Source organism: Arenibacter aquaticus (assembly GCF_003957295.1).
Lineage (GTDB): Bacteria > Bacteroidota > Bacteroidia > Flavobacteriales > Flavobacteriaceae > Arenibacter > Arenibacter aquaticus.
Genome location: NZ_RQPJ01000021.1, coordinates 139703 through 161696, shown reverse-complemented (window position 1 = coordinate 161696; position 21994 = coordinate 139703). Strand labels below are relative to the sequence as shown.

General features: G+C 38.8%; 18 protein-coding genes. 10 read left to right on the top strand and 8 right to left on the bottom strand.

The features are described 5' to 3' along the window. Positions 1-10 precede the first annotated feature (10 nt). From EHW67_RS16640 to EHW67_RS16615, 6 genes are all read left to right on the top strand, one after another. Entirely contained in the window at positions 11-1018 is a 1008-nt protein-coding gene (locus tag EHW67_RS16640; RefSeq protein ID WP_126163520.1) for a glycosyltransferase family 2 protein, read from the top strand. 128 nt (positions 1019-1146) lie between these two features. Beyond that, positions 1147-3069, top strand: coding sequence for a BatA domain-containing protein (locus EHW67_RS16635; protein WP_126164125.1), 1923 nt, complete (start codon positions 1147-1149; stop codon positions 3067-3069). After that, positions 3066-4319, top strand: a complete 1254-nt coding sequence (locus EHW67_RS16630; protein WP_126163519.1) for a dihydroorotase — start codon at positions 3066-3068, stop codon at positions 4317-4319. The genes EHW67_RS16635 and EHW67_RS16630 overlap by 4 nt, the downstream gene beginning before the upstream one ends. 30 nt (positions 4320-4349) lie before the next feature. Further along, positions 4350-4667: a DUF4870 domain-containing protein gene (locus tag EHW67_RS16625; RefSeq protein WP_126163518.1), complete on the top strand. Its 318-nt coding sequence runs from the start codon at positions 4350-4352 to the stop codon at positions 4665-4667. Positions 4668-4750: 83 nt separating this feature from the next. After that, the gene (locus EHW67_RS16620; protein ID WP_126163517.1) at positions 4751-5077 is read left to right on the top strand and encodes a hypothetical protein; all 327 of its coding nucleotides are present in this window, start codon (positions 4751-4753) and stop codon (positions 5075-5077) included. 1 nt (position 5078) lies between these two features. After that, complete coding sequence (locus tag EHW67_RS16615; protein WP_126163516.1) at positions 5079-5738, top strand: alpha/beta hydrolase; 660 nt, start codon at positions 5079-5081, stop codon at positions 5736-5738. Here the strand turns inward: EHW67_RS16615 and EHW67_RS16610 are convergent. Then, positions 5735-6229 carry a hydrolase gene (locus EHW67_RS16610; RefSeq protein ID WP_126163515.1) on the bottom strand — a complete coding sequence of 165 codons (495 nt, stop codon included), beginning with the start codon at positions 6227-6229 and terminating at the stop codon, positions 5735-5737. The two genes, EHW67_RS16615 and EHW67_RS16610, sit on opposite strands and share 4 nt — an antisense overlap. A gap of 80 nt (positions 6230-6309) precedes the next feature. Next, positions 6310-7074 carry an MBL fold metallo-hydrolase gene (locus EHW67_RS16605; RefSeq protein ID WP_126164124.1) on the bottom strand — a complete coding sequence of 255 codons (765 nt, stop codon included), beginning with the start codon at positions 7072-7074 and terminating at the stop codon, positions 6310-6312. 88 nt (positions 7075-7162) lie between these two features. On the opposite strand from EHW67_RS16605, the gene EHW67_RS16600 reads away from it, so the two are divergent. Then, a complete protein-coding gene (locus EHW67_RS16600) occupies positions 7163-8626 on the top strand; it encodes a TonB-dependent receptor (RefSeq protein ID WP_126163514.1) in 1464 nt (487 codons plus the stop codon). An 88-nt stretch (positions 8627-8714) separates the two neighbouring features. Here EHW67_RS16600 and bcp read toward each other — a convergent pair whose 3' ends face one another. Further along, positions 8715-9164, bottom strand: coding sequence for a thioredoxin-dependent thiol peroxidase (gene bcp, locus EHW67_RS16595; RefSeq protein WP_126163513.1), 450 nt, complete (start codon positions 9162-9164; stop codon positions 8715-8717). An 84-nt stretch (positions 9165-9248) separates the two neighbouring features. Here bcp and EHW67_RS16590 point away from each other — a divergent pair, with 84 nt between their 5' ends. Beyond that, positions 9249-9914, top strand: a complete 666-nt coding sequence (locus tag EHW67_RS16590; protein WP_126163512.1) for an endonuclease III domain-containing protein — start codon at positions 9249-9251, stop codon at positions 9912-9914. Between the two features lie 232 nt (positions 9915-10146). On the opposite strand, the gene EHW67_RS16585 is transcribed toward EHW67_RS16590, so the two are convergent. Next, entirely contained in the window at positions 10147-10728 is a 582-nt protein-coding gene (locus EHW67_RS16585) for an RNA polymerase sigma factor (protein ID WP_126163511.1), read from the bottom strand. Positions 10729-11460: 732 nt separating this feature from the next. Then, positions 11461-12042, bottom strand: a complete 582-nt coding sequence (locus EHW67_RS16580; protein WP_126163510.1) for an RNA polymerase sigma factor — start codon at positions 12040-12042, stop codon at positions 11461-11463. 243 nt (positions 12043-12285) lie between these two features. Here EHW67_RS16580 and uvrA point away from each other — a divergent pair, with 243 nt between their 5' ends. Next, the gene (gene uvrA / locus EHW67_RS16575; protein WP_126163509.1) at positions 12286-15069 is read left to right on the top strand and encodes an excinuclease ABC subunit UvrA; all 2784 of its coding nucleotides are present in this window, start codon (positions 12286-12288) and stop codon (positions 15067-15069) included. A gap of 332 nt (positions 15070-15401) precedes the next feature. Further along, positions 15402-16730: a hypothetical protein gene (locus EHW67_RS16570; RefSeq protein WP_126163508.1), complete on the top strand. Its 1329-nt coding sequence runs from the start codon at positions 15402-15404 to the stop codon at positions 16728-16730. 59 nt (positions 16731-16789) lie between these two features. Here the strand turns inward: EHW67_RS16570 and EHW67_RS16565 are convergent, their stop codons facing one another. From EHW67_RS16565 to EHW67_RS16555, 3 genes are read right to left on the bottom strand one after another with little or no spacing between them, the layout of a single operon-like run. Next, positions 16790-18271 carry a lipopolysaccharide biosynthesis protein gene (locus EHW67_RS16565; RefSeq protein ID WP_126163507.1) on the bottom strand — a complete coding sequence of 494 codons (1482 nt, stop codon included), beginning with the start codon at positions 18269-18271 and terminating at the stop codon, positions 16790-16792. After that, positions 18262-19542 (bottom strand): glycosyltransferase, encoded by a 1281-nt coding sequence (locus tag EHW67_RS16560; protein WP_126163506.1) that lies wholly within the window; start codon positions 19540-19542, stop codon positions 18262-18264. Before EHW67_RS16560 ends, EHW67_RS16565 begins: the two co-directional genes overlap by 10 nt. Next, on the bottom strand, positions 19542-21977 hold the full coding sequence (locus tag EHW67_RS16555) for a YfhO family protein (RefSeq protein ID WP_126163505.1): 2436 nt from the start codon (positions 21975-21977) through the stop codon (positions 19542-19544). The genes EHW67_RS16560 and EHW67_RS16555 overlap by 1 nt, the downstream gene beginning before the upstream one ends. Positions 21978-21994: the final 17 nt, after the last annotated feature.

Genomic DNA, 21994 nt, shown 5'->3' with positions numbered 1-21994 from the left:
CTTTTGACAAATGAATAAAAGTAATATCAGCATCCTTATCCCCTTTAAAAACACCGAGGAGTATCTGCCTCAATGCATAGAATCTACCCTAAACCAATCCTATGAAAACTGGGAGATACTTGCCGTAAATGACCATTCCACGGACAAAAGTGGCCATATCATGAACGATTTTGCAATGAATGATGAGCGGATCAAGGTTATTGACAATGAGGGCAATGGTATCATTGCCGCCCTTCGCACTGCCTATTCCAGGGCTAGCGGAACTTTTATTACCAGGATGGATTCTGATGATGTAATGGCCCAAAACAAATTGGAGAACATGTACATATCCCTTCAAGAGCACGGGCAGGGACATATTGCCCTGGGCAAAGTAGAGTACTTCTCGGATGAAGGCCTTGGCGGTGGTTATAAACGCTATGAGCAATGGTTAAATCGGCTTACGGAACAAGGAAGCAATTATACCGAAATTTATAAAGAATGTGTAATTCCTTCCCCTTGTTGGATGGTATATAAAAACGATTTGGATAAGGCAGGTGCATTCTTACCCAATAGATACCCGGAAGATTATGATCTGGCCTTTCGCTTCTATGAACTGGGGCTTAAATGCATCCCAACCCAGGCTTTACTTCATTATTGGCGCGATTATTCCACAAGAACTTCCAGGACAAGTGAACATTATGCCCAGAACTATTTTCTGGATATTAAACTGCATTATTTTCTAAAATTGGACCATCTACCCCAAAGGCCGTTGGTGCTATGGGGAGCAGGGAACAAAGGTAAGGAGGTGGCCAAAAGTCTTCTCTCCCTGAAAACCAACTTTATTTGGGTCTGTGATAATTCCAAAAAAATAGGCAAGACCATTTACGGAAAAAAAATGGCCCATTATTCAGAAATCGGCCAATTAAATAACCCGCAACTTATCATTACCGTGGCCAATGAGGAAGCCCAAAAATTCATAGAAGATTTTTTATTGTCATTGGGCAAACGCCCTAACTCTGACTATTTCTTTTTTTGCTGAGTCTCAAAGTGTTGGAACACAAACCTTATTCACCTCTCCCAAAACCTAGGCGGTATTGCTTCATTTATAGATAATAAATACAAATGCCCCTAAATACTTTTCTTATATTTGAAAAATTAATTTTGGGAATGCTGTTTAAACATCCGGAACTCCTTTGGGCTTTTTTTCTACTACTGATTCCAATTTTAATCCATCTATTTCAACTTCGTAAGTTCAAAAAAACCCCTTTTACCAATGTAAAAATTTTAAAAAAGGTAGTGGCCGAGTCCCGAAGAAGCAATACCTTAAAAAAATGGTTGCTGCTTTTCACACGTCTCCTACTGTTAAGTGCTTTAATAGTGGCCTTTGCCCAACCCTTTATCCCTGGAAAATCGGCCTTAAAAAACAACAACATTGTAATATATCTGGACAACTCCCTAAGCATGCAGGCCAATATGGGAACAGGGACCCTTTTGGAAAATATGGTGCAACAACTACTAAAGTCCGTACCACCAGAAACCAACTTTAGCATTTTTACCAACGACCAAACGTTTGAGGAGGTAACGTTGGCCGACATTAAAAATGATTTGCTTGCACTTCCCTATTCCACCAATCAACTGCAGCTGAACGACATCTATATAAAGGCCAATACCCTTTTCCCCGATACGCCCAACACCCAAAACGACCTGGTCCTAATTTCGGACTTTCAAAAGAGTATTTTGTCCCAGACCAATGACTCCCTTTACAATATAAATAGGTATGTTGTGCAGAGCGTCCCAAAAGATCTTTTAAACATTGCTATCGATTCTGCTTTTACCCAAACCATTTCCTCGGAGAATTTGGATCTGAGCTGTTTCCTAACTTCCAGCCTAAAAATTGAAAATACCCCTGTTTCCTTGTACAATGGGGATAATTTAATTGCTAAGACATCCGCTTCCTTTAATGAAGACCTCCATGGGGAAGTGCATTTTACGATCCCGGCCAAGGAGGTGATCAATGGAAAAATACTTATATCGGACTCTGGGTTGCAATACGATAACCAACTCTATTTTAACCTTAATAGGCAAGAAAAAATCAAGGTGATGTCTATTGGGGAAACGCCAAGTGATTACTTAGAACGCATATATACAGAAGAGAGCTTCCATTTTTCAAGCTTCAGTTTAAAGGCTTTAAACTATAGCCTCATAGCGTCACAAAACCTTATCATCCTCAATGAACTGAATACAATTCCCTTATCCCTACAAAATACCCTGCAAGCCTTTAGGAAGGCAGGGGGTCATTTGGTGATAATTCCCAATAACCGAGCCGATATCAACGAATACAACACTTTTATCAAGACTTTCTCCAATTCCAAGTTTGTTTCCAGCATAGGGGAAGAGCGAAAAGTTAGTCAGATTTCCTTTGCGCACCCATTATTTGAAAATGTATTTAATAAGGAAGTGAGCAATTTTCAATACCCCTCTGTTAACGGCTATTATAAAACAACCTCATCCCTTCCTAAAATTCTCTCCTATCAAAACGGGGAGCCCTTCCTGATAGGGGCAAATGGTCTATACCTTTTTACTGCTCCCATTTCCTTGGAAAATTCTAATTTTACCCAGTCCCCATTAATAGTACCCACCTTCTATAATATGGGAATGAGTAGTCTAAAAATGCCAAGGCTCTATGAAATGGTAGGGAATAAAATAACCTTGGATATTCCCATCAGTTTAGGCAAAGACCAAATACTAAAGGTTTCCAATGAAAACCAGGAGTTTATTCCATATCAACAATCCTATGGCAATAAAACCACCCTGACTTTTGACGACTACCCTACATCTGCCGGAATTTATAGTATTACCCACCTGGGAAAGGATATAAAAAATATCAGTTTTAATCTTCCGAGGGAGGAAAGTAAACTGGATTACATGAACAATAGTGACCTTCAGGGCAATATTATAAACAATGATGTATCAGCTCTATTTCAAACCATACAAAAAGACAACAGCATCAATGAGCTTTGGAAATGGTTTGTTATTTTAGCGTTGGCATTTATACTTATCGAAGTTCTTATCCAAAAATATCTAAAATGAACATACTCTTAAAGTCCGCCAAAATTATAGATCCCACCAACGGTGATCTTCATATGAAAAAGCGCGATATATACATAAAGAATGGGACAATTGAAGACATTGGATCCAATCTGGAGGTGCAGGGTAAAACAAAGGTCATAGAGCACAAAAATCTCCATGTCTCCGTTGGCTGGTTCGATTCGGGCATCAGCTTTGGCGAACCTGGCTACGAGGAAAGGGAAACTATAGCAAACGGCCTATACACTGCTGCCAAAAGCGGGTTTACCGATATAGTCCTTAACCCTAACTCCAATCCAGTTCCAGATAGCAGTTCGGATATCATTTTTTTACGTAATGCCGCAGCTCAGAGTGCCACTACCCTACACCCTTTGGCGAGCCTGACCATAAAATCTGAAGGCGAAAGTCTGGCCGAGCTCTACGATATGAAAACTGCAGGTGCAGTAGGTTTCTACGACTATAAACTACCTTTAAAAAATTCGAACCTCTTAAAAGTAGCCCTTCAGTACGCCCATAATTTTGACGGACTTGTTTTTAGTTTTCCCATGGATAAGCAGATTGCCGGGAAAGGAATAGTGAATGAAGGCGAAATATCCACCAAATTGGGGCTAAAAGGGATTCCCCATTTGGCAGAGGAACTCAATATAGTTAGGGATCTCTTTATTTTGGAGTATGCGGGAGGAAAAATGCATATCCCTACTATATCTACCGAAAATTCGGTGAAATTAATTGCCGAAGCCAAGAAAAAAGGCTTGGATGTTAGCTGTAGTGTTGCCTTACATAACCTTTGTTTTACGGACGAAACCCTTGTGGAATTTGACACCCACTATAAACTAATACCGCCCTTACGGACCAATAAGGACAATAAAGCCTTGATTAAAGGACTAAAAAATGGTACTATAGATTTTGTGACCACAGACCATAGACCAATGGATATAGAGCAAAAAAGAGTGGAATTCGATAATGCTGAAGATGGAACTATTGGGTTGGAAACAGCTTTTGGCATGATGAATCAAATTTTTGATCTGGAAACGACTATTGTATTTCTTACCAAGGGCCGGGAACGATTTGAAATACCATTGCCCAGTCTTAGGGTAGGCGAAAAAGCCACACTAACATTATTTGATCCCACAGCCGAATATACCTTCAACGAAGAACACATCATATCAACCTCCAAAAACAGCTGTTTCTTGGGAGCAAAACTAAAGGGAAGGGTCTACGGCGTCATATCCAACAACCAGATTATTTCGTAAATTAGCTTACCCACCACAAAAAAGATCTATATGAACCAACAAACCATAAATGAAGGTAAAATTATGGCCGTTATCAGTTATATTACTGCTATTGGCCTATTAATAGCCTTTATAGTAAACTATGACAAAAAGAACGAATTTGTAAAATTCCATATAGGCCAATCGCTTAGGGTATGGATATTGGCTATTGTCATAGGGTTGGTTTTGCGACTGGCAGCTACCTCCTCTGGTTTGGGCTTATTAGGTCTAATAAGATGGATCCCCCTTGTTTTTGCCGTTATTGGGGCCATTAACGCCAACAATGGAAAGCTAGAAAAGTTGCCCTATATAGGCACCATAGGCGAGTAAGTATTACTTTTAAAAAAGATTTAGAGGTCTTTACAGGACCTCTTTTTTTGTACATATTTTAAACTTGGATTAATTTTGCCGCTATGAACAATGATATTAAAGAAGGAAAGACCACGGCAATCGTGGCCTATATGACCATGGTGGGAGCGCTTATCGCCATCTCCATGAATTCGGATCCTAAGAATGATTTTGCCCGTTTTCACACAAGACAGGCATTTGGACTTCATCTTGTTTTTCTAGGATGTGCCATTTTTTTAAGCAACTGGTTCAGCGAATATGCTTGGTACGGACTCTATGTATTTTATATTGTACTATGGTTCTATGGGTTCTTGGGAGCTTTAAACGGTAAAAAACAAGAAGTTCCCGTTCTTGGCCCGTACTTTCAAAAATGGTTCACTTTTATCTCCTAAAATGACAACAGCACCTTTATCTTTAGAACACCTAATAAGACCCTCCAATCTTGGCAGCGGCAAACCTCCTGTATTATTTATGTTTCACGGTTATGGCAGCAATGAGGAGGACTTATTCTCCTTTGCCCCTGAGCTTCCAAAAGAACTTTGCATTATATCGGTAAAGGCACCCTATCCTATGCAGCCTTCTGGCAATGCATGGTACGCTATTAATTTTGATGCGGATCAAGGTAAGTGGAACAACGAAGAACAGGCCGTACTATCCAGGGACAAAATAAAAGCCTTTATTGGAGAAGCCTGTAGTACCTATGGACTGGATGCCAACAACGTCACCCTCTTAGGATTTAGTCAAGGCAGTATTTTGAGTTATGCCGTGGCCCTTTCATACCCGCACTTGGTGAAAAATGTAGTAGCTTTAAGCGGGTATATCAATGAGAACTTACTGGTAAAAAACCACAGGGACCACAACTTTCAGGACTTAAATATTTATGCTTCCCACGGTAGTGTAGATCAAGTTATCCCAGTTACTTGGGCACAAAAAACCCCGGAGATACTAAAAGACCTGAATATTAAACACGTTTATGAGGAGTTTCCAGTTGGCCACGGGGTGGCACCACAGAATTTTTATTCCTTTAACAACTGGTTACAAGATAAAATTTAGTGGCTACGGGTATACAATAAGTGGTCTATCAAAGAAAAATCGACTCCTAGATTGTCCTTCAGCTCATATTTCACCAATAGCTCGCCCCAATATTTGCCATCGGAGAAATCGGCCAAAATCCACTTGTGGTTCAAGACCTTTATTTTATTGATTTTAAAGTCACTTTCCATACCCTCATAGGGAATAAGTGGATTATCGCCCTTACTTTCATTGGTTTCCAATAATTTGTCCGACACATAAAGCGTAGGGTCATTTAATTGCAAATGATCATAGTATGCTAGGGCATCGTCATTATTTTCCAAGGAAAAGTACTGGTTATCCAATACTTTAAGATGTAGTTTTTGTATGGAATCCTCCAATTTTTGAAGTTTTTCAGACTGCGCTACTATTTGGGAATTTTTGGCCTTTACCATATTATTGGTGCTTACAAATTGGTACAGGGCTATTAAAGAAACAAATATTAATAGATAAAAGTAAATTTTATGTTTCATAAGAAATTAAATTGTTTTGGATTGTTGATTGTTGTTTTTTGGTTATAGCAATCGCTACTACTATTTTTGGGATATTTTGGCTACACCTCAATCACGAGATTATCATAAGCCAAATGTACATTTTTTGGCAATTCCTTTTCCACCTCTTCATGAAAACCCATTAAATGACTAATATGGGTTAAATAGGCTCTTTCCGGTTTAATAGTCGCAATAAAGGCGAGTGCCTCTTCCAAATTAAAATGTGAATGATGGGGTTCTAATCTTAGAGCATTGACCACCAAGGTTTTCACTCCTTTTATTTTCTCCATCTCTTCTTTTTCCACGCTCTTTACATCGGTCAAATAAACAAAGTCCTGTATCCTAAACCCAAATACCTGCAGCCTATTGTGCTGCGCCTCAATAGGTATAGCCATTAGGTTACCTATCTTGAAAGGTTTATTGTTAACAACCGTATTTATATCTACTGCCGGAGCCCCAGGGTACCTATTTTCATTGGCAAATATGTAGTCGAATCGCTGTTTTAAAGAGTTGATGACACGTTCATGAGCATAAATAGGTATATCACCTTGTCTAAAGAAAAAGGGACGAATGTCATCTATTCCCGCAGTGTGATCCGAATGCTCATGGGTAAAGAGAATGCCATCTATCTTCACAACATTATTGGTCAGCATTTGCTGCCTAAAATCGGGGCCACAATCTATAATATATCTATAGGAGTCCCAGCTGATCATAATGGATACACGAAGTCTTTTATCCTTAGGATCACTGCTTAAACAAACTGGGTGAGTACTGCCAATTACGGGTATTCCCTGCGAAGTTCCTGTTCCTAAAAAAGTTATTTTCAACCCTACATCTATTTCTTCCAAATTTATAACTAATTTATTTAATAGATAACTCAATCTTATTAACTTTGCTACAAGTAAAAAAGACGCTATGTCCACAATTTTAAAGAAAGAAAATGTTTTTACCAACGTTCCGTCAATAAAAGCAAAAACCTTAAGGATTAATTTAAATCCTGATATTTACGGTACATTTTCAGAAATTGGCGCCGGTCAGGAGACTTCGGCCCATTTTTTTAGGTCTGGAGGCGCTTCCGGAACCATAGCAAAGGCCATGAGTGCTTATGACAAGGATTTTAGCGATGCCATTTATGGAATTGAAGAAGACGGCCGGTATGTAACCCAGTCCCGGTTAAAGAAAATGTTGGCCCATGAAATGGAAAACATGGACAACAGGATAAGTAGGGAAAAACACCCGGACCGCCTGTTCTTTTCATACGCCAATACAGTTGCTACCATTGATTTTTCCAAGCGCTACAAAGGTCATGGTTGGATAGGTATAAGATATCAATTAGACCCCAAACAAAAAGAACTGAATGAGATAATCCTCCATATCCGCTTTAAGCAAAATGAGGCAAGATTACAGCAGGAAACTCTGGGGATATTGGGTGTAAATCTTATTTATGGGGCTTTTTACAAATATGATAAGCCCAGAAAATTGCTGAAATATCTATATGACCACATAGATAAGGACACTGTAGAAATAGATTTGGTTAACTTTTCAGGTCCTAATTTTGCTGAAGTCGACAACCGTTTGATGAGTTTGCAATTGGTGAAGAATGACATGACCGATGCCGTGATGTTCGGACCTGATGGCAATAACCTATTGCCAGCGACCATTCTATACAAAAAGAATATATTGGCCTTGCGGGGTAGCTTTAGACCAGTGACCAAGGTTAATATGGATATGTTTAAGAAATCCTATGAAATTTTTATTAGGGAACAAAGTGTTGAAGAAGAAAATACAGTAGTCATTTTTGAAATTACACTTTCTAACCTTAGGGCCTCCGGAGAAATAGATGAACAGGATTTTATGGACCGGGCAGAACTGTTGTGCTCTCTGGGCCATACGGTAATGATATCCAAATTTCAGGAGTATTTTAGGTTGGTAGAATACTTTAGCAACTATACCAAATCCAAAATTGGACTTACCATGGGGGTAAACAATTTGGTAGATATTTTTGATGAAAAGTATTACCGTCACCTTAGTGGTGGTATCCTGGAAGCCTTTGGCAAGCTATTCTTTAAGGACCTTAAAGTGTACCTATACCCTATGCGTAATGAGGAAACCGGTCAGATCATGACCAGTAATACCATAAAGGTGCATCCAAGAATGAAAGAGTTGTACAAATTCTTTAAGTACAATGGCAAGGTGATGGATATAATTGATTACGATCCTGAAATCCTTCATGTTTTCTCAAGAGACGTCCTTAAGAAAATCATTAACGGCGAAGAAGGTTGGGAATCTGTACTGCCCGAGGGTATTGCAGACATCATTAAACAGAAGAAACTTTTCATTCGCAAACCTTTGGAAGCGGAACACAAGCAAAAGGTATAATCCTTAAAATTATATAAATGTAGGCCCTGTACACGAATGTTGTTATATAGTAACAACGTGTACAGGGCCTCTTAGCTTCTAACAATACTTAAAGTATTTGTGCGGCGTGGTCTTTGGTCTTTACCTTTTCTATTACCTTGGAAACTACCCCTTCCTCGTTAATTACAAAAGTCATTCTATGAATACCATCATATTTTTTACCCATGAACTGTTTTGGCCCCCATACCCCAAAAATATTTAATACGGTATGGTCTTCATCTGCCAATAAGGGAAATGGAAATTCATATTTATTTTTAAAATTCAACTGCCTTTTGGGTGTATCGGCACTAACGCCCAGTAATTCATACCCTTGGGCCTTAAGCTCAGAATAATTGTCCCTTAGATTACATGCCTCGGCAGTACAGCCAGGGGTACTGGCCTTTGGATAGAAAAAAACGATCAGCTTTTTACCCTTGTAGTCAGACAGACTAATCATATTTCCGTTTTCATCCTTAGCGGAGAACTCTGGGACCTTATCCCCTACTTTTAAAGTGTTCATAGTTAAAAATTAAGTAATTTTAGATTCTAAAAAAGACTGGATCCATCTGAAGGATCTTCAATTTTTTATAAAATTAAGCAATAAATGACGAAAGCCGAAAAAGTTACCTTTACCATTGAAACTTTACAAAAACTGTACCCCACAATCCCAGTTCCTCTAGACCACAAAGACCCCTATACCCTACTGATTGCCGTACTGCTGTCGGCCCAAAGTACCGATGTGCGGGTCAATAAGATTACACCTCTATTATTTGCCAAGGCAGACAACCCCTTTGACATGGTGAAAATGACCCCGGAAGAAATCCGGGAAATTATTAAGCCTGTTGGGCTATCCCCTATGAAATCTAAAGGTATCTATGGCCTTTCTAAAATCCTCATTGAAAAATACGACGGGCAAGTACCACAGGAATTGGAACTTTTGGAACAATTACCGGCAGTTGGACATAAAACCGCCAGCGTGGTGGTCTCACAAGCCTTTGGGATTCCTGCCTTTCCGGTAGACACCCATATACATAGACTCATGTACCGTTGGGGTTTTTCAAATGGTAAAAATGTGGTTCAAACTGAAAAAGATGCTAAAAGATTGTTTCCTAAAGAACTGTGGAACGACCTTCACCTACAGATTATTTGGTACGGAAGGGAATATTCACCAGCAAGGGGCTGGGATTTGGAAAAGGACATTATCACCAAAAAAATTGGAAGAAAAACTGTCTTGAACAGCTATTATAAAACAAAAAATCCCAACTCCTAAGTTGGGATTTTTTGTTCTAGTTCAAATTATTTTCGAACTGAACATTATTGTGTTCAATTATTTGCAAGGAATTGGAATAGCCTATTAGAAACTTGATAGTTTCAGGACTTGCTTTCGCAAGTTTACACTTGTTTGGATTCTCAGAGTAAATTTTTTCCATAGGATTATAGTATTGTTATGTTAAGATAACGCTACCAAATCCGAAATATTGCCCTGTTCGACCTATGACCTATTAATTCGTTAAAACGATATTGTTTTTTTCTATGACTTTTCTCAGGTTAATTAACGCATAACGCATTCTTCCAAGAGCCGTATTAATACTCACTCCCGTATTCTCAGAAATCTCTTTGAAGCTCATATCCCTGTAAATACGCATCACAAGAACCTCTTTTTGATCTTCTGGAAGTTCTTCTACCAGTACGGACAAATCAGAATCTATTTGATCTTTGATCAATTGTTTTTCTACATTTAATTTATCATCCCCAATAACAGAAAAGATGTTAAAATCATCATTCCCTTCAAACATGGGCATTCTTTTGTTTCTTCTGAAGTGGTCTATGACCAGGTTATGGGCAATCCGCATAACCCAAGGTAAAAACTTACCTTCCTCACTATAGTTTCCTTTTTTTAAGGTTTTTATTACCTTAATAAAGGTATCCTGAAAAATATCCTCAGATACATCACGGTCCAAAACCTTGGAATAAATAAAACTACTTATACGTTGGTTATGCCTATTGATTAAAACCTCTAACGCCTTTTCATTTCCGTTAATGTAATCCTTTACTAATACTGAGTCATCTATTTGCAGTTCCATACAAAATATATTTTTTGGTTAAACTAGTGCCCCACCTTGCTGATTGGACTTTCTTTGTGTTAGCTAAAACTTGATGCAGATTTTAAACCTACAGTATCAATTAACAACAGGATAAAAGTATATAAATGATGAAGTTGTGGAAAAACTATGTTGTAAAACCCCCATTAAATGATGTCAAATGCCAATTTTATTATTTTTGATATAATAAATGGTCTAAAATTTAGTTGGATGTAGATGTTATAAAAGAGGTTAAAAAAGAAGAAGTGTTCCAAAAATTGGCTATAAAGTAATTTCCTACCTATATATAAGGAATATAGTTTTATTATAAAGTAGTTCTTTACAAACCAATGCAGAACATTATATTAAAGTTTAAAATAAAATGTTACATAGTGGGCCGAACCACTTCTTAATAGGTATACAACATCTAACCGTACATTATGTCTTGCAGACGCCTTCCCTTGAGGAAAACCCTAATATCATTTAAAAAGCCGTCCAAAGAAGACGGCCAAGATAAAACGTTAATTAAGACACTGCTCCTGTAGCTTACCATTGCATTTTACGAGGTACAATGATTTGGAGTAGCTTAGCAAAAAATCTATTTTAGACTGTCTTGTTGCCATTAGGGTACATTTGTTCTTTGTAGTAACGTCGTATTTGTCCATAATATTTTTTGTTATGTACAAATAACGCAAGTATTAGGAAGAAATTAACTAAAGACGGTTATACGGAACATTAATTCGTTAAAATAATATTGTGCTTTTCTATAATCTTACGAAGGTTTATCAGGGCATATCTCATTCTTCCCAAGGCAGTATTGATACTAACACCGGTATTTTCAGATATTTCCTTAAAACTCATATTCTTATAGATACGCATTTCCAAAACATCCATTTGGTCTTTGGGCAGCTCCTTGATCAAAACACAAAGGTCTTGATCTATCTGCTCCTTTATAAGTTGTCTTTCGGCGTTTAGCTTATCATCACTCATTATAGAGAAAATATTAAAATCGCTGTTGCCTTCAAAACGCGGCATTCTATTACTCTTTCTAAAATAATCTATTATGAGATTATGGGATATGCGCATTACCCAGGGGAGGAATTTACCTTCTTCATTGTAATTACCCTTTTTTAAAGTTTTAATTACCTTAATAAAGGTATCCTGAAAAATATCCTCAGTTATTTCCCGATCTTGGACTTTGGAATAAATAAAACTGCTTAGGCGCTGATTGTGACGGTGAATTAAAATCTCCAAGGCTCTTTCGTCCCCGTTCATGTAGTTTTTTACTAATACTGAATCGTCTATTACTAGTTCCATACAATTACTTTTTAAAGCTATACTCCCATAGCTGTTTCTGTGAAAAGCTCAATGAAGCAAAACAAAATTTTTAAAAAGTAATTTTTTACGTATAGGCTATTTAGGTCTTAATTATAACCCAAATATATAAAAATTTAAGTCTATTCAAAGAACTTTCCTTCAATGAATACTAATTTATTGTAGGAGTAAGGCTACTAGCGAATAAATATAGCATATCGTATCTTTGCAAACTTAAATACAGACATGACCTCAATAAAAGACGTAAACCCGAAGCACAATATTATCATAAAAGGGGCCCGACTCCATAATTTAAAGAACATTGATGTCGTAATCCCTAGAAACAAATTGGTAGTTATTACCGGATTGTCCGGTTCCGGGAAATCCAGTTTGGCTTTTGATACCCTTTATGCCGAAGGACAACGTAGGTATGTGGAAAGTCTGTCTTCCTATGCCAGACAATTTTTAGGAAAATTGGACAAGCCCAAGGTAGATTCTATCAAGGGCATAGCTCCAGCTATCGCCATTGAACAAAAAGTAAATTCTACCAACCCAAGATCTACCGTGGGGACAACCACGGAAATATATGACTACCTAAAACTATTGTTTGCCAGGATTGGGAGAACTTATTCGCCCCTATCTGACGAGGAGGTAAAAAAACATAGCGTTTCGGATGTGGTAGAGCACATTAAGTCGTACCAGGAAGGCAGTAAGCTTTTATTGTTGGCTCCCATTCAGATAAGCGAGGACAGGGACCCCATAAAGTCGCTCCAATTATTCTCCAAACAGGGATTTGCCAGAATCCTACATAATGGTGAGGTATTGCGAATAGACGACGACCTAAAAGATATAGGCAGACAGTTCTATTTGGTAGTAGACCGGATTATTTACAAAAATGATGAAGATTTCTTCAACAGACTGGCCAATGCCATAGATACAGCTTTTTTTGAAGGAAAGGGAGAATGTATCGTGCAGGAACTGGCTACTGAAAACAAAACCCATTTTAGTAATAAATTTGAATTGGACGGCATGTCGTTCTTAGAACCCAATGTGCATCTTTTCAGCTTTAACAACCCCTACGGAGCCTGTCCCAAATGTGAAGGTTATGGGGATGTAATAGGAATAGACGAGGATTTGGTGATCCCCAATACCTCCTTGTCGGTCTTTGAGAATGCCATTTTCCCCTGGCGGGGTGAAAGCATGGGAGCCTATAGGGACCAATTGGTAAATGTGGCCTATAAATTTGACTTCCCAATACATAAGCCATGGTATCAGCTCAGTGATGAACAAAAACAGCTGGTTTGGGAAGGCAATAGTTATTTCACCGGCATAAGCAGTTTTTTTGAGGGCTTGGAAGAAAAGAGTTATAAAATACAAAACAGGGTTATGCTTTCCCGCTATAGGGGGAAAACAAAATGTACAAGCTGCCACGGAAGACGCCTAAGAAAGGAGGCCGATTATGTTAAGGTATCCGGGAAATCCATTTCCCATCTGGTAGAACTGCCCATTGAAGACCTTACAAACTTCTTTAGGAATATAAACCTTAGTACCAATGAAAAGACCATTGCCAAGCGTTTACTCATGGAAATAGAGAGTAGGTTAGGTTTCTTAAACGATGTTGGGTTAAGCTATTTAACCTTAAATAGAAAATCCAACTCCTTATCCGGTGGAGAGAGTCAGCGTATTAATTTAGCTACCTCCTTGGGCAGTAGTCTGGTGGGTTCTATGTATATTTTGGACGAACCCAGTATTGGACTGCACCCTAAGGATACCGAGAACCTAATTATGGTCCTAAAATCGCTACGTGACCTGGGCAATACAGTTATTGTTGTGGAACATGACGAAGATATTATGAAGGCTGCCGACGAGGTCATAGACATTGGTCCCGAGGCCGGTACCCATGGTGGTGAAGTGGTAGCCCATGGCACCCTAAAAGAGATCTTAAAATCCAAGTCCCTCACCGCAGCCTACCTCAATGGCAGTATGGAAATTGCCATACCAAAAACAAGACGCCCATTTAAAGAGTATATAGAAATAAAGGGTGCCCGGGAGAATAACCTGAAAAATATTGATGTTACCTTTCCGTTAAATGTGCTGACCGTCATAACCGGGGTTTCCGGTAGTGGTAAGAGTACTTTGGTAAAAAAACTGCTATACCCCATAATGCTCAAGGAGTTGGGAGGCTATGGGGAAAAAGCCGGGCAGTACAGCACTATGGACGGTAAATATCAATCCTTAAAGCATATAGAATATGTAGATCAAAACCCCATTGGGCGTTCTTCCCGCTCCAATCCCGTTACGTATATAAAGGCCTATGACGATATCCGAAATTTGTTTGCCTCCCAAAAGCTGAGTAAACTCCGTGGGTATAAGGCCAAACACTTTTCCTTTAACGTAGATGGAGGGCGTTGTGAAAAATGTAAGGGAGAAGGTGAAATCACCGTGGAAATGCAGTTTATGGCCGATGTACACCTTGAATGTGAAACCTGCAAGGGAAAAAGATTTAAAAAAGAAGTGTTGGAAGTACATTTTGAGGACGCCAATATAGATGATATCCTTAGTATGACCATAGATGATGCGGTTGCTTTCTTTGAAAAATACAAACAGTCCAAAATAGTCAACAAATTAAAACCACTTCAGGACGTTGGTCTGGGCTATGTTACCTTGGGCCAATCCTCCTCTACCCTTTCCGGAGGAGAGGCACAACGAATAAAGTTGGCCTCCTTTTTGGTCAAAGGAAATACAAAGGACAAAGCCCTTTTTATTTTTGATGAACCTACTACCGGACTTCATTTCCATGACATCAATAAACTGCTAAAATCCTTTAATGCCTTAATTGTCAAAGGCCATTCGATCATTGTAATTGAGCACAATATTGATCTTATCAAATGTGCCGATTATATTATAGACCTAGGTTTAGAAGGAGGAAACAAGGGAGGCCAGCTCATTGTAGAAGGAACTCCTGAAGTCGTATCCAAGGATAAAATCTCCTATACAGCCAAATACCTAAAGGAAAAATTGCCTAATTAAATAAGTAGGAATCTTTAGCATTTAGTTTTATTACTTACTAATCCAGTGACTAGACCTTGAGTTATGCCCAAAAGCAATTATACTATGCCCAATTTCCTTTGGGCATAGCCTTTATTTCTCCTCCTCTTAATATCCTAATTTAACAGTCGAAGTCCGTTAATATATTTCTCTTTTCCCCATAATTTTCCTTCTTCCATAAAAAAAGCTTTTGGATATTATTGTATAACATGTTGACAAATAGCTACTTATGGTTTTATTTGAATTTTTGGCATGCTGTTTGGTATATACTTACCGAATGTAAATAATTACATTTTTAATTAAAACCTTATAACATGAGAAAATTTACACTTCTTTTAGCAGCGTTTATATTTGGAACCTCTGCTACCATCGCCTCATCAATAGAAGATAGGGTTGCAATAACCACGACTTATAGATACGATAATTCATTTATATTTGTTGAAGACGGTGTTACGTTTTCAGTATACCCCGATGGGGAATTCGATTTTTATATAGATGACAGGGTGGGCATACATGCCAATGTAAATCTTGGTCGTACCAATATTACTTTTAACTCCGGTTACGATTATAACCCCTATGTTCAATATGACGATTATGGAGCCGTAATCCAAGTAGAGAACATCCCTATCTATTATGATTATTATGGTCGTGTATCCCAAATTGGGGATGTAAACATCAACTATAACCGAGGCAGGGTATCAAGGCTTGGTGGACTTTACGTTTATTACGACCATAGAGGTCACTTTAGTCATCATAGGGGATATATAAATGTCTATAACAGACATTATGTATACAGACCCTTCCATCGCTATTTTGCGAGACCTGCATTTGGATTTAATTTGGTTTTCAATAAACCTTATAGAAGATATTACAGCCCAGTTAGGTACACCTATTACAGACCTTACCACCGAAATACCCGTAGGGCATATGCTAAAATAGGCCATCATTATAAGTACAATAAGGCCCATGATAAAAGAAGATCGGTATATAGAAACGATAAAAGGGTTGCCGTGAGGAATAAAAACCTTAGATCTAACAGAAGCGCGACCTCTAGACATGATGGATTAAGGAACAACAATAGAGCGGTATCTAAAAATATAGCTTCCCGTTCCAACTATCCAGGCAATAAGAAAATAAACCGAAGCAGTGCGATAAGAAAGAATTCATCCGCCGCCCAAAATAATAGAACAGTTAGTAGGAGCAGCGGACTGCGTTCCAATACCAAAGGAAACCGTACGGTAAAACGAAACACAACAATTAAAAAAGATCCTAGGGATAGAACTATTTCCAGAAGTACTACTATTAGGTCCAGAAACAATGGTAACGGACAAAAAACGATTAGTAGAACCACTACCACTAGGAGTAAAAGCCCCAAGGGCAATACCGTAAAAAGGTCTAAAACCGTGACTAGCAGACCTGCCCACAGCAGCCGGACTTCAATTAAAAAAGAATATCAAAGAAGTCCTAGAAGTACAGCTGTAAGAAGTAGTTCGGTCAAAAGAAGTTCCAATGGTTCAGCTGTAAGGAAAACGGCTGTTAAACGACAAAATGTAAGATCTACAAGGTCGGTGGCAAAATCATCTGCCAAGAGTGCAAGAAATAAATCAACAACGTCCTCTAACAGAAGATATAGAGTTCAATAAAGATAGTTTTTAGGTTGGTTAGTTGTTTAGCCCCGTAGCGAATTCGTTCCTACGGGGTTTTACTTTTTAGGCCATCTGTTGCCAAAAATCTTTCCTAAATAAAGTGATATGGCCCCATTTACATCTTCCGAAACCTTAAAGCGGTACAGGACAAAAGCATAGCTAACTACTATCAAAAAACTTTTAAGCACTATATTGATTATTGGGTGAAAGGGCAAGACTACAAAATAAAATAATAAGGATAGTAGTACAAGCAAGGCAATCACCTTTATGGTATCTTTGGTTATTGGCTGAATGGCAAACTTGAGCTGTACGTAAACCAACTTTGTGGTATTGTATATAAAAAATGCCAAAAAGCTTGCTATGGCCGCCCCATCCAAACCATATTGTGGAATTAACCAAAGATTTAGTAAAATGGTAAGAATGGCCAATGCTACCCCCATCAGCAATAATGTCCTATAAAAATCCGAATTGTAGAGGATGGCATTGTTATTTCCCAATAGGGCATCATAGACCTTGGCCAATCCTATTATAAAGACAATTACATACCCACCACGATAGGAATCGGGCAACATAAGATATAGGTCATCCAAATTCAATGTAATCAGGATAAAAATAAGCCCGGAAACTATCAACAGCGTCAGGGAGCTTTTTTGATAAAGCCTTTTAAGGGCCTGTATATCATTTTTGTGCAGTATTTCTGCCGTTAAAGGGTAGGTAATATTATGCATGGACCGTGAAGGCACGGCGATGACCGTAGCAATATAACCGGCAACACTGTAATAAGCTACATTTTCAATCTCTATAAACTGATTGATCATTACCTTGTCTACTTCTAGCAGTACAATGGCTGCCGAGCCTCCCAAAATAATAAGGGCGCTATAGTTAACAATCTCCCTTGTATTGCCGGGCCAATTAAAATTAAACCTTAGTTGCTGCAACCTTAGCGCATACACCTGCATTATAAGGGTCCTAAGAAGGTACATCCCTACCAGGGCGTTTAAGAAAGTAAGTACCGTAATAATTTTCATGTATACCATAAAAAGCAATAGGGCCACCACTAACCTACTGAATACCTCCTTCATAAAATTTCCGAAAACCGACTTCATCTGAACTTTGGCCCAAGCATAAAAGACTTCAAAATAGGCCATTGCTACCCCAATAATAAATATATGCCAAACATAGCCTTTTACTATAGGGTTCTCCCTGGACAAAAAACTCCCTATTGTCTCATTTGCCAAATACGAAACCACTCCTATAGGTACAATAAGAACTAACGGCAACAATAACATCAATGTTAAAAATGCGTCCTTACTGCGGTGTTCCTGAAAACTGGAAAAGTATTTGACCAAGGTATTGGGTACCCCAAATGCCAATATAGGCATTAGAACTGCGGAGGCCGAAAGAATTACATTGACCAAGCCGAAGTATTCGTCTGTTAAAAAACGTGTATATAGAAAAAGTAGATTTAGCCCCCCAATAACAAAACCACCATAAGTGATCAGCGTATTGTTCAAAGATTGCTTTAAGACTATTCCCATGTTAGATACTCCGCCAATTTCCTAGTTAATTCCCTTCTATGATACGGTTCCACCTTTGCCTTGGACAAGCCCAGTTTTCCCTTTTTATAATCCCTAAACCATTGCAACAAAACCTCCTTCAATACCTCATGATGTTCATAGTCATAGGTCTGACCCGTATTGGATTCTGTAATTAAACGGCCTACCTCCCAATTTACGGGACCAACACCCAATATAGGCCTTTTTGCGGCCATATACTCAAATACTTTTCCCGGGATAATACCTTGGGTCTCCTCGGTATTTATTTCTACCAATAACAACACCTGAGACCTTTTTTGATATTGCAAGGCCTCCTCATGGGAAATATACCCCAATAAATGGGTATAAGGCTGTAACCCATAAAAATAAATACTTTCCAAAACATCGGAACTTACCACTCCGGCCAGCTGCAACCTAAAAACTTCTTTAAAATCGGGAAATTCATGGATCAACTCAGATAAGGCCTTCCAAAGGTTATGAGGGTTTCTCCCAGTTAGCAAAGACCCTATATGAGATAGGGTAAAGGCCTCATCCAATGGCTCATTTATGATAGGGTATGTATCATATCCATTGGTAATAACCTTTATGGGATTATTGGTTATGGCGGCAAACTCCTTTTTAGTAGTATTACTGGTCACAATAATTTTGTCGGCCTCGTTTAGGACCAAACGTTCCAGTTGTTTATGTTTTCGCTGTGCGAAAGAGGTGAGCATTAGTTTTTTATGATATCCTATAGAAGTCCAAGGGTCTCTAAAATCGGCCACCCAGTTAATTTTTAATTGTCTTTTTAACTCGCGTCCAATAAGATGAACACTGTGGGGCGGCCCAGTGGTAATAACCGTTCCTATAGCCTCCTTTTCCAAAATATCACTCAAGAAAGTTACCGATGGCCCTACCCAGAACTTTCTTGCATCGGGAATAAAAAGATTGCCACGTATCCACAACAGCACTTTTTCCAACAGCGATTGATTCTTGGAGGTTATGATGCCCGCACTGATCTGCTTTGTTTTCTTTTTAGAAAAAATACCGGCCAGGGCATAGGGCTCAAAAATTTTTCTCCTGTATACCCTAATGTCTTTTGGAACCTCGTCCAAAAAAGAAGTATCTGTTATAGGGTAATTGGGATTTTCAGGGGTATATACAATGGGCTCAATATCAAAATCCCTAAGGTATTTAACAAACTTCAACCATCGCTGTACACCTGGTCCCCCTGCCGGTGGCCAATAATAGGTGATGATGAGCACTTTTTGCATTAAGCCGTAGTATTTTTTCTTGACTTCATAATGGCGTGAGCTATTCCATACAACAGCACCAAGATCAACAAAATGGAACTGGCCATCGTTATCTTGCCTCCTACCTCAACAAGGGTAGGTTGAAACCTAAATTCTATTTTGTGATTTCCTGCCGGAACTTCCAAAGCCCTTAAAACGTAGTTTACCTCAAAATGTGGCACCAGTTTTCCGTCAATATAGGCGTTCCAACCGTTGGGATAGTACATCTCTGAAAATACCGCTACCCCTGCATGGTTGTTATTGGATTGATAGGTTAAGTGATTGGGCTCGTAATGGGTAAGTTCTATAACTGCAGTGGAATCGGTCTCAAAATTTAATTTGTCCTTATTAGGAAAGACAGACCTATTGAAAACTGCCTTATTCTTTACATCCAAATTGCCCAAAGCCATAATTTCTTCATTGGCATTGTTCACCGGAATCAATTCATTTATAAACCAGGCGTTTCCGTTGGCATCCGGGTTTACAGCAGGGTAGGTATTGCCCTCCTCATCCTGTTGCACCACATATTTTACATTGAGCATACTTAATACTGCAACGTTGTTCTTGGCAATATGAAAATCGTACAGATCTTGTATGCCTGCAGGCTTTGCCGCATGGTATCCCCAAATAGAATGATGAAAATAGGGAGTTCTTCCACTACCACCTATTTCCGAGGGGTTATAAACCCTAAAAATTGTGGTATCCTGGGCAATTTGTTTATCCACATTGGTTTCTTGGAAGGGTTCCAACATTCTACGCTGGGCAACAAAATCGTCCTCATTGACATAGCGTTTGGCTACCCCTACCAAATCAAACAGCAGTAAGACACCCAATAAGATGACTACCAAATTCTGTTTTAATTTATCCTTGATAAAAAACCATATTACCAAGGCGGTCAAACCAATATAGACCATAGATCTAATGAGGTCCGAATTGTAAACTGCCTTACGGTCTGCCACTATAAGGGATACGATATCATCACCGTAATACTGCCTATAGGTTTCATCATTCTGGCCCACAAAATCGAAAAATCCTTTTATCAAAAACAGCAGCACACCAATACCTAAAGTAATAAAAACAGTAATCTTTAGGTCTTTTAGTTTCTTTGTGCTCTCGTTCTTTTTATTGAACAGTTCCACAAGAGCCAAAATGGCCAAAATGGGAACGCAAAGTTCTAGAATTACCTGTATGGACGAAACTGCCCTGAATTTGTTATACAAGGGGAAATAATCTATCATAAAATTGGTAAGTAGACCAAAATTCTTTCCCCATGAAAGTAGAAGGGCCATTATGCTTCCTCCCAACAGCCACCACTTAGCTTTTCCCTTTACCAAAAAGAGCCCTAAGACAAAAAGAAAAAATACTACCGCCCCAATATAGGCCGGGGCGGCAACAATTGGCTGATCTCCCCAATACAAAGGCAAACTACTGGTAAACTCCAAAGCCTTGGTCCTAGAAATGCCATTTTCGGTCAAAAAGGTATAAGTCTTGGAATTAGTCCCCAAATCCTCGCCCCCAGAGCCTCCAAAAAGTCTGGGAACAAATAAGTTTAGAGATTCCATTATGCCATAACTAAATTGGGTAATGTATTCCCTGTCCAATCCGCTTCCTTTCTCCAAAACATTGCCATTGGGGTCTATACTAAGTTCAGATTTCCCCCTGGTACTCCAATCCGCATATTCCTTGGTTGCCATTAGGCTAGTAGCATTGGCAGCAATCCCAAGAAGTACGGCCAAAACCAGTATCCCTACGGAAATACCAAAATGCTTCAGCTTCTTTGTCTTTATGGCATCTACCAAATACACGCCACCAAGGATAAGCACCAACAGCATAAAATAGTAGGTCATTTGGTAATGGTTGGCACCAACTTCCAAAGCCATGGCAATGGCGGAAAGCACAAACCCCCATAGATACTTTTTTCTAAAAACCAGTATTATTCCTCCCAAGAGCATGGGCATATATCCAAGGGCATGGGCCTTGGCATTATGTCCCACTCCCAAAATAATGATCATATAAGTAGAAAAACCAAAGGCCAAAGCTCCCAACACCGCCAGTTTATAATCTACCTTGAGACAACAAAGTAAAATGTAAAATCCAATGAGATAAATAAAAAGATAGTCGGCCGGCCTAGGCAAAAACCGGATTAACCTGTCCAATTTTTTTACGTAGTCATGTGGATAATAAGCCCCCAATTGATAGGTGGGCATGCCCCCAAAAGCACTATTGGTCCAATAAGGCTCCTCCCCTGTCTTTTTTCTAAAATCGTTTTGTTCCTTGGCCATTCCAGTAAACTGGACAATATCGGACTGTTGTATCACCTTCCCTTGTAGTACGGGATGGAAATAGGCCAGGGCGACTAAAATAAAAAATGCAGTTACAAAAAAATGGATAAAAAAGGCTCTTAGACCGTTTCTCATGTTTGGCTATGGTAAAT